Genomic DNA, 12120 nt, shown 5'->3' with positions numbered 1-12120 from the left:
CCTGACAGCGCCGATGGTACTGCAACCGAAGGGTTGTGGGAGAGTAGGACACCGCCGAACTTAATTTGCGAAAGGCCCCGGTCGAGAACCCGAAAAGGTTCTCCCGGGGCCTTTCCGCATGCCCAAAACCCCCACCCGACCCTCCAGACACACAAGCCGACCCCCTGGGCACGCGAACCGACCCTCCAGACACGCGAGTCGACTCCCCAATCACGCAAGCCGACCCTCCAGGCACGCCAGCCGACTTCCTGGGTACGCGAGCCGACCGTCCAGGCACGCTGGCCGACCACCCAGGTCCGCCAGCTCCGGCTCGAATCGCACGAGATCCGGCCCCAGTCACGCGAATCCCGCCCCGGAGCACACCAGCCGCGACCCGGCCCGCACCGTGTCGTCTCCCCAATCACGAGTGATGCCTCCCCAATCACACGTGATGCCCCTCCAGTCACGCATGAAGCCGCCCGGATCACGCGTGATGCCTCACCTCACCCCCGGCCGAGCCGGCGGCCGCCTCCTCAACGGCGATGACAACACCAGTGATGTCGTCGTCTCCCCGTAGCGCTGCACCTTCTCGACCAGCTCCTCCAGCTCCGCCGTATCCCGGCACAGCACCCGCAGGATCCAGCACTCCTCACCCGTCACGTGGTCCGCCGCCACGACCTGCGGCAACGGCAGCACCGCCGTCCGGAACCGGGGTGTGTCCAGACTCCGGACCCGGGCCCGGACCAATGCCTCGATCGGCAGCCCCAGCTTCGTCGTGTCGATGCTCGCCGCGTAGCCCGTGATCACTCTGCGCTCCTCGAGCCGGCGGACGCGCTCCGTCACCGCCGAGCCGGACAGCGATACCCGGCGTCCGAGCTCCGTGAAACTCAGGCGGCCGTCGGCCTGCAGGAGCTCCAGCAGGCGCCAGTCGACGTCGTCGAGGTGGTCCACCGCAACTCTCCCGGGTTCGCAGGGCCAGAACGGGGAAATCCCCGGCCGGCAAGGGCTTCGACGCCGATTCTGCCCTGTCTCGAAGGTCGCAACACCAGCAGGATTTACCTCATGACACGCACGCTCGCCTTCCCCGCCGCGGCACCGGAAGCCGCCGTCGAGTACTTCGGAGCCGAACTCGGCTTCGAGGTCGATCCCGACGATCTCGTCCAGGACCTCGAAGCCGGACGCACCGATGGCTACCGCATCGTCGAGACGCGGGCGCCGGAAGCCTTCGCGCGCGCCCGCATCCCCGGCGCGATCAACCTGCCCTACCGGGACCTGACGGCGGAAAACACGAAACACCTCGACCGGGACCTCGTGTACGTCTGCTACTGCGAAAGCACCGTCTGCAACGCCGCCACGAAGGGCGCGCTCAAGCTCGCCGAGCTCGGCTTCAAGGTCAAACGGCTCTCCGGCGGCATCACCGGCTGGATCGCCGCCGGCTACCCGGTCGAAGGCGACAAAGTCGAAGGCGACAACTTCGAAACCGACATAGTCGAAGGCCACCAAGCCGGAGGAATTCGCTGCGCCTGCTGACCTACCCTGGACAGCGTGACCCGAATCCTGATCATCCAGCCGGACACGTCGGACCCGCTGGGCCCCCTCGGCGACTGGCTGACCGAGGCCGGCGCGGAACTCGACGTCCGTCTGCTGCCGGAGCAGAACCTCCCCGAGCTCGACGGCTACCAGGCCGTCGTCTGCCTCGGCGGCGGCATGGCCGCGGAAGACGACGCCAAGCACCCGTGGCTCACCGACGTCCGGCGGCTGCTGTCCAAGGCGGCGGCGAAGAACCTGCCCACCCTCGGGATCTGCCTCGGCGCCCAGCTGCTGGCCGTCGCGACCGGTGGCCGCGTCGAGGTCGCTCCCGATGGGCCGGAGGTCGGTCCGCACCTCGTCAGCAAGAAGGACGCGGCGTGGACCGACCCGCTGTTCGCCGACCTGCCGCTCGTGCAGGACGTCCTCCAGTTCCACACCGACGCCATCACCCGGCTCCCGCCCGGCGCCGAACTGCTCGCATCCTCGCCGCGCTACGCGCACCAGGCCTACCGGCTCGGGCGTTGTGTCTACGGTGTCCAGTTCCACATCGAGACGACGCCCGAGGTCGTCGAGAGCTGGGCCGCGGAATGCCCCGAAGAAGCCGAATTCGCCCGGCCCGGTTCGCTCGAGCACGAAGCGCTGGTCACCGTGCACGCCGACATCGACGAAACCTGGCGCCCCTTCGCGCACAGGTTCGTCAAACTCGCCGCCGGTGAACTCGCGCCCGCAGTGGCGGGGAACCGCACGTTACCGCTGGCTTAACGACAGAGGTCACAACCAGCAACGTCGTGTTAACGCCAGGCGTACCCGTCAGGTACCTTGCGGGAGAAGTCCCCACAAGGGTGCGGAGGTCGGGGTGCAACCCTCGTTGCTGGTCGTGGTCGTCGTCGTCACGGCCCTCATTTTTGATTTCACGAACGGGTTCCACGACACCGCGAACTCGATGGCGACGTCGATCGCCACCGGGGCCATCAAGCCTCGCGTGGCCGTCGCGATCTCCGCGGTGTTGAACCTGGTCGGCGCGTTCCTGTCGGTGGAGGTCGCCAAGACGATCTCCAGCGGCCTGGTGGACGACACGAAGATCGGCCCGGCGATCGTCTTCGGCGGCCTGATCGGCGCCATCGTCTGGAACCTCGTGACGTGGTTCGTCGGCCTCCCGTCGAGTTCGTCGCACGCGTTGTTCGGCGGCCTGATCGGCGCCACCTGGATCTCCGCGGGCGCCGACTCGGTCCACTTCGGAAAGATCGTCGAGAAGGTCCTCGTCCCCGCCGCGGCCAGCCCGGTCATCGCCGGCCTCGTCGCGATGGGCGCCACCTACCTGGTCTACCGCTTCCTGGTGCGGGGCCGGCCGGCCACGCGCGGGTTCAAGGTCGGCCAGATCGTCTCGGCCTCCCTGGTCTCGCTCGCGCACGGCACCAACGATGCGCAGAAGACGATGGGCGTCATCACGCTCACGCTCGTCACCGCCGGCAGCCTCCCGGCGGGCGCGTCGCCACCCGTCTGGGTGATCATCAGCGCCGCGTGTGCACTCGCCCTCGGCACCTACCTCGGTGGCTGGCGCATCACCCACACCCTGGGCAAGGGCCTGACCGACATCGAAGGCCCGCAGGGCTTCGCCGCGCAGACGAGCTCGGCGCTGGTCATCCTGGTCTCGTCGCGGCTGGGCTTCCCGCTGTCGACGACGCACGTCTGCTCCGGCGGCATCATCGGCTCCGGCGTCGGCCGCCGCGACGCGCCGGTGCGCTGGCGGATGGCCGGCCGGATGGTCGTCGCGTGGCTGTTCACCCTGCCCGCGGCCGCGATCGTCGGCGCGATTTCCGGCAAGGTCGCGTCGCTGGGCAGCGCGGGCACGATCGCCGTCGGTGTCGTCGGGATTGGCGTGGGTCTCGGCATCTACCTCCTCTCGCGACGCCACCCCGTCACCGCGCACAGCTTCCAGGTGCCCGAGCCGACACCCGCCGGAACCGAGCCGGGCCGGCTCGCCGCCTGAGCCGGGTTCCCCGGCTACGGTGGTCGGTGATGGCAGACCGCGCGCGGACGACCGCTTCGGCGGCGAGGTACGGCTTCACCGATGCCCGTGCCGAGGGTCAGTTGCGCGCGGCCGGCTGGTGGGCCGACGCCGGCCCGGCCGAGCCGGCCGCCGACGTGCTCGCCGCGTTGTCCCGCACCGCCGACCCCGACCTCGCGCTGCGCGGCCTGGACCGGATCCGCGAGGCCGACGCCGCCGAGTGGTCCGAGCTCGAACAGCTGCTCCGCACCCACCGGACGTTCCGCGGCCGCTTCCTCAGCGTGCTCGGGACGTCGAGCGCGCTCGCCGACTTCCTCGCCGCCAACCCGGACCAGTGGCGCTCGCTCACCGGGGACAAGTGCACCGACTCCGCCTGCTACCGCGAGACCTTGCGCACCGCGCTGCTGGCCGCGGACGGTTCGATGCTCACCGGGCGCAAAGCCGAACACGCCCTCAAGGTCGCCTACCGCAGCCAGCTGCTCGGCATCGCCGCCGCCGACCTCGGGCACGTCGTCGAGGCCGGGCTCGAGCACCCGAGCTACGCCGAGGTCGCGGCGCAGCTGACCGAGCTCGCCGAAGCCGCGCTCGCCGCCGGGCTGCTCGTCGCCGAGGCCGAAGCCGGCGCCTCCGCCGAGGGCACCTTGGCGATCATCGCGATGGGCAAGTGCGGCGGCCGGGAGCTCAACTACGTCAGCGACGTCGACGTCATCTTCGTCGGGGAGGGCGACCTCGGCCTCGCGACACGGCTGGCGAGCACGATGATGCGCGTTGTCGACAAAGCGTGCTTCGAGGTCGACGCGGCGCTGCGCCCCGAGGGCAAGGCCGGCGCGCTCGTCCGCACCCTGGACGGCCACCACGGCTACTACCAGAAGTGGGCCAAGACCTGGGAGTTCCAGGCGCTGCTCAAGGCGCGTCCGGTGGCGGGCGACGCCGAGCTCGGCCGCCAGTACGCCGAGATGGTGGCGCCACTGGTGTGGTCGGCGGCCGACCGGGACAACTTCGTCGGTGAGGTGCAGCAGATGCGCCGCCGGGTCGAGGGCCACGTGCCGTCCGAGCACGCCGAACGCGAGCTGAAGCTGGGCCGCGGCGGCTTGCGTGACGTCGAATTCGCGGTGCAGCTGCTGCAGCTCGTGCACGGCCGGGTCGACGCGGACCTGCGCTCACCGTCCACTATGGACGCGCTCGCCGCCCTCGGCGAAGGCGGCTACGTCGGTCGTCAGGACGCCGCCGAGCTGGGCGCGTCGTACGAGTTCCTGCGGATGATCGAGCACCGGCTGCAGCTGCGGCGGATGCGCCGCACGCACCTGTTCCCCGCCTCGTCGGACACCGCCGAGCTGCGCATCATCGCCAGGGCGAGCGGGATCAAGGCGGCCGGCGGCAAGAGCCAGGGCGAGTCGCTGCTCGCGGAGTTCCGGCGGCACGGCAAGGGAATCCGACGCCTGCACGAAAAGATCTTCTACCGGCCGCTGCTGCAGTCCGTCGCGAACGTGCCGGCCGAGGCGCTGCGCCTGACGACCAAGCAAGCCGCCAGCCGCCTGGCCGCGCTCGGCTACACCGCGCCCGACGGCGCGCTCCAGCACATCAAGGCCCTCACCGCGGGCGTCTCGCGGCGCGCCGCGATCCAGCAGGCGCTGCTGCCGGTGCTGCTCGACCTCTTCGCCGACACGCCCGATCCCGACGGCGGCCTGCTGTCGTACCGGAAGGTGTCCGAGGCGCTCGAAGACACCCCGTGGTACCTGCGGGTGCTGCGCGACGAGGGCACGGTCGTGGAGAACCTGGCCTTCCTGCTGGGCACGTCGCGGCTGGTGCCCGACCTGCTGGTCCGCGCGCCGGAGGTGCTGCAGCTGCTCGGCGACCCGGCGCGGCTGCTGGGCCGCACGCCCGCCGACGTGGCGACGTCGCTGCGGGCCACCGTCCGGCGTCAGCCGGGGTTGAACGCCGCCGTCGCCGCCGCGCGTTCGCTGCGGCGGCACGAACTCCTGCGCATCGCCTGCGCGGATCTGCTCGGGCTGCTCGACGTGCCCGCGGTCTGCGAAGCGCTTTCGAGCGTCTGGGTGGCCGTGCTGCAGGGCGCGCTGGCCGCGGCGTTTCGCCAGCGGCAGGCCGAACTCGGCCGGACGCCGGCGCGCATCGCCGTCATCGGGATGGGCCGGCTCGGCGGCGCCGAACTCGGCTACGGCTCCGACGCGGACGTGCTCTTCGTCTGCGAGCCGTCCGAAGGGGTTTCGGACGCCGACGCCGTCAAGTTCGCTTCGTCGGTCGCGGAAACCGTCCGGAAGATGCTGGGCGCGCCGAGTTCGGACCCAGCCCTGGAGGTCGACGCCGATCTGCGGCCGGAGGGCCGGAGCGGGCCGCTGGTCCGGACGCTGGAGTCGTACCGCGCCTACTACGCGCGGTGGGGCGAGGTGTGGGAGGCGCAGGCCCTGCTGCGGGCCCGGTTCGTCGCCGGCGACGACGACCTCGGCGAGCGGTTCATCGCGATGATCGACCCGATCCGCTACCCGGAGAACGGCCTGGACGGCACGCAGGCGCGGGAAATTCGCCGCATCAAAGCCCGCGTCGAGACGGAGCGGATGCCACGCGGCGCCGACGCGACCCTGCACACGAAGCTCGGCCGCGGCGGCCTCGCCGACGTCGAGTGGACGGTGCAGCTGCTGCAGCTCCAGCACGCGCACGTGGTTCCCGGGCTCCGGACGACGTCGACGCTCGACGCGCTGGCGGTGCTGCCGGAAGCGGGCCTGGCCGAGCGGCCGGAAGCGGACTCGCTGGCCGAGGCGTGGCTGCTGGCGACCCGGGTGCGCAACGCGGGGATGCTGGTGCGCGGCAAGGCGGTCGACCAGGTGCCGGGCTCGGGCCGCGACCTGACCGCGGTGGCCCGCGTCCTCGGCCAGTCGGCGGGCGACGACCCGGGCGAGTTCCTCGACACGTATCGCCGCATCACCCGGCGGGCGCACGCGGTGGTGGAGCACCTGTTCTACGAGGCCTGACCTACAGTGGGCCGGTGACCGATCGCGAGCCGTTCCGGACCCGGATCAAGGTCCGGCACTACGAGCTGGACACCCTGGGCCACCTCAACCACGCCGTGTACCACTCGTATGGCGAGGTCTCCCGCTTGGAGCTCCTCGAAGAGTCCGGCGCCCTGAAGGGGCTGCCGGGCGTGGCGGCGGTGCTGCTGGAGACGCACGTGGTGTTCCGCCGCGAGCTGCGCGCGGGCGACGAGGTCGACGTGACGTGCGAGGCCAAGTTCGGCAGCGGCAAGACGTTCAGGATGAATTCGAACATCATCAAGCTGGACGGCACGCTGGCCGCGGAGATCACCTGCACGCTGGGGTTGATGGACCTGGAGCGCCGCAAGCTGGTCGAGGACCCGCGGGGCCGCTTCGAGGCGGCGGGTGCGGACTTGAAGCTGCTGTCGCCATCGGAGTGACATAAGGAACGGGACGGCGGTCGGGGTGTTCCCCGCGACCGCCGTCCCGTGTCTGGTGGGCCGTCAACACGGCCTGGCCGGGCCTTGACCAGTGAAACCCCTGGTCAAAGCCCCGCGCCGATCACACGTCGTAGTACAGGGAGAACTCGTACGGGTGCGGGCGCAGGCGCAGCGGGTCGATCTCGTTCTCGCGCTTGTACGAGATCCACGTCTCGATCACGTCCGGGGTGAACACGCCGCCCTCGAGGAGGTAGTCGTGGTCCGCCTCGAGCGTGTCCAGGACCGTGCCCAGGTCGCCCGGGACCAGCTTGACGTCCTTGGCCTCCTCGGGCGGGAGCTCGTAGAGGTCCTTGTCGATCGGCTCCGGCGGCTCGATCTTGTTCCGGATGCCGTCGAGGCCGGCCATCATCATCGCCGAGAAGGCCAGGTACGGGTTGCCCGACGAGTCCGGGCAGCGGAACTCGGCGCGCTTCGCCTTCGGGTTGTTGCCCGTGATCGGGATGCGCACGCAGGCCGAGCGGTTGCGCTGCGAGTAGACCAGCGAAACCGGCGCCTCGAAGCCCGGGACCAGGCGGTGGTAGGAGTTCACCGTCGGGTTCGTGAAGGCCAGCAGGCTCGGGGCGTGCTTGAGCAGGCCGCCGATGTAGTGGCGCGCGGTGTCCGACAGGCCGGCGTAGCCCGACTCGTCGTGGAACAGCGGCTGGCCGTCCTTCCACAGCGACTGGTGGCAGTGCATGCCCGAGCCGTTGTCGCCGGCGAGGGGCTTCGGCATGAACGTCGCCGTCTTGCCCGCGGCGAACACCGTGTTCTTCACGATGTACTTGAACAGCTGCAGGTCGTCCGCGGCGTGCAGCAGCGTGTTGAACTTGTAGTTGATCTCGGTCTGGCCGGCGGTGCCCACCTCGTGGTGCGCGCGCTCGATCTCGAAACCGGAGCCCTGCAGGTTGCGGACGATGTCGTCGCGCAGGTCGGCGAAGTGGTCGACCGGCGGGACCGGGAAGTAGCCGCCCTTGAACTTCGTCTTGTAGCCCTGGTTGCCGCCGACCTCGTCGGCGCCCGTGTTCCACCAGCCCTCGACGGAGTCGATCTCGTGGAAGGAGGCGTGCTCCGCGGAGTCGAAGCGGATCGAGTCGAAGATGTAGAACTCGGCTTCGGGACCGAAGTAGACGTTGTCGGCGACGCCGTACTCCGCGATGTACTGCTCGGCCTTGCGCGCGATGTTGCGCGGGTCGCGGCTGTACGCCTCACGCGTGAACGGGTCGTGCACGAAGAAGTTGAGGGCGAGCGTCTTCGCCTTGCGGAACGGGTCGATCCGCGCGGTCGCCGCGTCCGGCAGCAGCAGCATGTCGGACTCGTGGATGGACTGGAAGCCGCGCACCGAGGAGCCGTCGAACGCGAGACCCTCTTCGTAGGCCTCATCGGTGAAGGCCTTCGCGGGGACCGTGAAGTGCTGCATCACGCCGGGCAGGTCGCAGAACTGGACGTCGATGACCTCGACGTCCTCGTCAGCGATGAGGCGCTGGATGTCGTCTGGAGTAGTGGGCACCCTCGGTGACTCCTTCTCGTTCGAGCTCGTACGGCAGTGCTCTCTTCGGCTCACGCTAAAAGTGCGGTGTTGCCCGACCGTCACCCGTATGTTTCGCCGGTGTTAACGGGTGGTCGATATCGGGTATCCGACCAGGTCGGATGTGTTCCACGCCACCGGCATACCCTAGACGGGTGGCGAGATGGACCGGTGAATGGCTGCCCGGCACCGGCGACGGCGGTCAGGACACTGATCAGCACGGCTCGCGGTGGCCGGGCGAGAAGTTCGGTTTGCCCGAATCGGGCGTCGGCTCGGCGGCGAGCGGGGGCGCGCGGCTGCTCGGGCTGATCGTCGACCTCGTCGTCGCGGCCCTGGTCACGGCCATCTTCCTGCACCCCAGCCTGCGTGACCCGGCCGCGATGCAGCAGTTCAACCTCTGGTCCGGCGGCGTGTGGGCGGTCATCTCGGTCATCTCGGCCGGGTTCTTCGGCTTCACCCCCGGGATGGCCGTCGTCGGCATCCGCGTCGCCCGCCTCGACGGCGCCGCGCTGGTCGGCCCGGTGCGCGCGCTGGTCCGGGCCGCGCTGACGTTCGTGATCATCCCGGCGGCGGTCCGCAACGCCGACGGCCGCAGCTGGCTCGACCGGCTGACCGGCACCGTCGTCATCCGGATGCGCTGAGGCACTTCACGAGAACGGCCCCCGTCCGAATCCGGACGGGGGCCGTTCTGCATGAGCGGGTCAGCGGCGGCGGATCGTCCGCTGGACGTTGCGCATCTTCGCGCCGGCCGGCATGGGGCCCTTGGGGAGCGCCGCGCCGCGGTTGCCGAGCGCCGCCAGCTTCGCCTCGAGCGCGTCGACCTGGGCCGGCTTCAAGTTGCGAGGCAGCTTCATCAGGTAACCCTGGAGCTTCTTCAGCGGAAGCTGGCCGTCTTCGTGGCCGATCGTCACGTCGTAGATCGGGGTGTCGCCGATCAGGCGGGAGACGCGCTTCTTCTCCTGGGCGAGCAGGGTCTTCACGCGGTGCGGCGCCCCTTCGGCGACCAGCACCACGCCCGGGCCACCGAGCACGCGGTGCACGGCGTCGAGCTGGGTCGTCGCCGCGACGGTCGGCGTCACCTTCCACTTGCCGCGAAGGTTTTCCAGCGCCCACGCCGCGGCGCCGGGCTGGCCGTCGGCCTTCGAGTACACCGTCTTCTGGACGCGCCGGCCGAAGATGATCATGGCGAGCAGGGCGCCGAGCACCAGGCCGAGCGGCAGCAGCACCCACTGCGCGCCGAAGAAGAACCCGATCCCGAACGCCAAACCGGCGACGACGACGATCGCCCCGGCCATCCACGGGATGAGCCAGGGGTCTTCCTTGCGCTGCATCTTGAAGGCCTCGAAGAGCTGGCCACGGCGTGCCTTGCTCGCCGCGCGCTTCTCCTTCTTGGCCTGCTTGGCCGCTTCCTTGTCCTGCTTACCCGCCATATGACCAGGATACGGCCGCGTGCCCCTGCCCCGTTTCCCCGTCCCCCTCTGCGAGGATGCCGGACGTGACCGGCGTACTTTCCACCAAGAGCATCAACCGTCTGCTCGAGGGTCTCGACCCCGAGCAGCGCGCCGCCGCCAGTGCCCCCCGGGGGCCGGTCTGCGTGCTCGCCGGCGCCGGCACGGGCAAGACCCGCACGATCACCCACCGGATCGCCCACCTCGTCCGGTCCGGGCACGTTTCCGCCGGTCAGGTCCTCGCCGTCACGTTCACGACGCGGGCCGCGGGGGAGATGCGGACGCGGCTGCGCGGCCTCGGCGTCGAAGCGGCGCAGGCGCTGACGTTCCACGCCGCCGCCCGCCGCCAGCTGCGGTACTTCTGGCCGCGCGTGGTCGGCGACCGGCCGTGGGACCTGCTGGAGAACAAGCTGCGGTACGTCGGCCAGGCCGCGAACCGGGCCAAGGTCGGGACCGAGGTCGAGGTCCTGCGCGACCTGGCGAGCGAGATCGAGTGGGCGAAGGCGTCGCTGATCAGCCCGGACGACTACCCGGCCGTCACCGCGCGCGCCCAGCGCGACATCCCGGCCCCGGCGGCGCAGGTCGCCGAGGTGTACCGGACGTACGAGGAGCTGAAGAACGCCGCGCAGGTGCTCGACTTCGACGACCTCCTGCTGCACACGACCGCGGTGCTCGAGGAGCACGGCGCCGTCGCCGAGGAATTCCGGGAGCGCTACCGCTGCTTCGTCGTCGACGAGTACCAGGACGTCACCCCGCTGCAGCAGCGCCTGCTCGACGCGTGGCTCGGCGGCCGCGACGACCTGACCGTCGTCGGCGACGCCAACCAGACCATCTACTCCTTCGGCGGCGCGTCACCGCGGCCGCTGCTGGAGTTCACCCGGCGCTACCCGGACGCCACCGTCGTCCGCCTCGAGCGCGACTACCGGTCGACGCCCGAGGTCGTCGCGCTGGCCAACCGGGTGATCGGCGCGGCGCGCGGACGGCCGGCGGGCTCGCGGCTGAAGCTGATCGGCCAGCGGCCGCCGGGGCCGGAGCCGCGCTTCGCCGAGTTCGACGACGAGGCGGTCGAGGCCGGGGCCGTCGCCCGCCGGGTGCGCGAGCTGCTCGACGGCGGCGTCCCGGCGAGCGAGATCGCGATCCTCTACCGGGTGAACGCCCAGTCCGAGGCCTACGAGTCGGCGCTGGCCGAGGCCGGCGTCCCGTACCTGGTCCGCGGCGGCGAGCGGTTCTTCAACCGGACGGAGGTCCGGCAGGCGATGTCCGCGCTGCGGATGGCGAGCGGTGACGGCAGCTCCGACCTGGTCACGACGGTGCGTTCGGTGCTCGCCCGGGTCGGCCTGACCGAGTCCCCGCCCGCCGGTGGCGCGGCGAAGGAACGCTGGGACGCGCTCCTGGCGATCGTCGAACTGGCCGAAGAGCTCGCCGCGACGGTCGCGGACGCGGACCTGCCGCGCTTCTGCGCCGAGCTCGACCAGCGCGCCGCGGCCCAGCACCCGCCGACGGTCGAGGGCGTCACGCTGGCGTCGCTGCACGCGGCGAAGGGCCTGGAATGGGACGCGGTGTTCCTCGTCGGGCTCGCCGAGGGCACGATGCCGATCCTCCACGCCGGCGACGACGAAGCGGCGATCGAGGAGGAGCGGCGGCTGTTCTACGTCGGCGTCACCCGGGCCCGCGAGCACCTGTGGCTGTCCTGGGCGCTGGCCCGCACGCCGGGCGGCCGGCGCAACCGGCGGCGCAGCCGGTTCCTCTACGGCCTGGTCCCGGAGGACCACCCGGCCGCCAGGGTCGCGCGGTCCCAGCAGAAGCCGGCGACGCCGGTCAAGACGCGCTGCCGCGTCTGCGGCGGGCCGCTGCTGGAGACCATCGACGTCAAGCTGGGCCGCTGCGGGCGGTGCCCGTCCACAGTGGATGAGGGCCTGCTGGAGCGGCTGAAGACGTGGCGCACTGACCGGGCGCGCGAGCTCAAGGTGCCGACGTTCGTCGTGTTCACGGACGCCACGCTGATGGCCATCGCCGAGCAGCGCCCGACCGACGAAGCGGCGCTGGTGTCGATCTCCGGCATCGGCGCGACGAAGCTCGAACGCTTCGGTGCGGAGATCCTCGGCGTCGTCCGGGCGTCGACGGGGTCTTGACCGCGTCCGGACCATGATCGACGCGGCGAACC

Annotated in this window: 10 protein-coding genes; 7 read left to right on the top strand and 3 right to left on the bottom strand. The window is 70.9% G+C overall.

The window, feature by feature from the left end; translation table 11 throughout:
- Positions 1 to 477 precede the first annotated feature (477 nt).
- On the bottom strand, positions 478 to 930 hold the full coding sequence (locus AB0M30_RS37370) for an Lrp/AsnC family transcriptional regulator (protein WP_364594152.1): 453 nt from the start codon (positions 928 to 930) through the stop codon (positions 478 to 480).
- Positions 931 to 1041: 111 nt separating this feature from the next.
- Between AB0M30_RS37370 and AB0M30_RS37365 the strand changes: the two genes are divergently transcribed.
- The 5 genes from AB0M30_RS37365 (at position 1042) to AB0M30_RS37345 (ending at position 6944) form a co-directional block, all read left to right on the top strand.
- Positions 1042 to 1509, top strand: coding sequence for a rhodanese-like domain-containing protein (locus AB0M30_RS37365; protein ID WP_364594149.1), 468 nt, complete (start codon positions 1042 to 1044; stop codon positions 1507 to 1509).
- Between the two features lie 15 nt (positions 1510 to 1524).
- Positions 1525 to 2271 carry a type 1 glutamine amidotransferase gene (locus tag AB0M30_RS37360; RefSeq protein WP_364594146.1) on the top strand — a complete coding sequence of 249 codons (747 nt, stop codon included), beginning with the start codon at positions 1525 to 1527 and terminating at the stop codon, positions 2269 to 2271.
- A gap of 94 nt (positions 2272 to 2365) precedes the next feature.
- Positions 2366 to 3499, top strand: coding sequence for an inorganic phosphate transporter (locus AB0M30_RS37355; protein ID WP_364594143.1), 1134 nt, complete (start codon positions 2366 to 2368; stop codon positions 3497 to 3499).
- 29 nt (positions 3500 to 3528) lie between these two features.
- Positions 3529 to 6504 carry a bifunctional [glutamine synthetase] adenylyltransferase/[glutamine synthetase]-adenylyl-L-tyrosine phosphorylase gene (locus tag AB0M30_RS37350; protein ID WP_364594140.1) on the top strand — a complete coding sequence of 992 codons (2976 nt, stop codon included), beginning with the start codon at positions 3529 to 3531 and terminating at the stop codon, positions 6502 to 6504.
- 14 nt (positions 6505 to 6518) lie between these two features.
- Positions 6519 to 6944, top strand: a complete 426-nt coding sequence (locus tag AB0M30_RS37345) for an acyl-CoA thioesterase (RefSeq protein ID WP_364594137.1) — start codon at positions 6519 to 6521, stop codon at positions 6942 to 6944.
- 121 nt (positions 6945 to 7065) lie between these two features.
- On the opposite strand, the gene glnA is transcribed toward AB0M30_RS37345, so the two are convergent.
- On the bottom strand, positions 7066 to 8490 hold the full coding sequence (glnA, locus tag AB0M30_RS37340) for a type I glutamate--ammonia ligase (RefSeq protein ID WP_360176692.1): 1425 nt from the start codon (positions 8488 to 8490) through the stop codon (positions 7066 to 7068).
- 269 nt (positions 8491 to 8759) lie between these two features.
- Between glnA and AB0M30_RS37335 the strand changes: the two genes are divergently transcribed.
- Positions 8760 to 9149 (top strand): RDD family protein, encoded by a 390-nt coding sequence (locus AB0M30_RS37335; RefSeq protein ID WP_364594172.1) that lies wholly within the window; start codon positions 8760 to 8762, stop codon positions 9147 to 9149.
- Between the two features lie 60 nt (positions 9150 to 9209).
- Here AB0M30_RS37335 and AB0M30_RS37330 read toward each other — a convergent pair whose 3' ends face one another.
- Positions 9210 to 9938 carry a DUF4191 domain-containing protein gene (locus tag AB0M30_RS37330; RefSeq protein ID WP_364594133.1) on the bottom strand — a complete coding sequence of 243 codons (729 nt, stop codon included), beginning with the start codon at positions 9936 to 9938 and terminating at the stop codon, positions 9210 to 9212.
- Positions 9939 to 10003: 65 nt separating this feature from the next.
- Between AB0M30_RS37330 and AB0M30_RS37325 the strand changes: the two genes are divergently transcribed.
- Positions 10004 to 12088, top strand: a complete 2085-nt coding sequence (locus tag AB0M30_RS37325) for an ATP-dependent DNA helicase UvrD2 (RefSeq protein WP_364594130.1) — start codon at positions 10004 to 10006, stop codon at positions 12086 to 12088.
- Positions 12089 to 12120 lie beyond the last annotated feature (32 nt).

Source organism: Amycolatopsis sp. NPDC051716 (genome assembly GCF_040681595.1).
Classification (GTDB): domain Bacteria; phylum Actinomycetota; class Actinomycetes; order Mycobacteriales; family Pseudonocardiaceae; genus Amycolatopsis.
The sequence above is the reverse complement of the archived record's forward strand: the minus strand, read 5'-3'. Positions and strand labels throughout refer to the sequence as shown.

What these genes read in the sequence shown, in the direction of transcription:
- AB0M30_RS37365 (WP_364594149.1), top strand. Translation starts at nt 1,042, where the DNA reads ATGACACGCACGCTCGCCTTCCCCGCCGCGGCACCGGAAGCCGCCGTC.
- AB0M30_RS37330 (WP_364594133.1), bottom strand. Translation starts at nt 9,938, where the DNA reads ATGGCGGGTAAGCAGGACAAGGAAGCGGCCAAGCAGGCCAAGAAGGAG.
- AB0M30_RS37350 (WP_364594140.1), top strand. Translation starts at nt 3,529, where the DNA reads ATGGCAGACCGCGCGCGGACGACCGCTTCGGCGGCGAGGTACGGCTTC.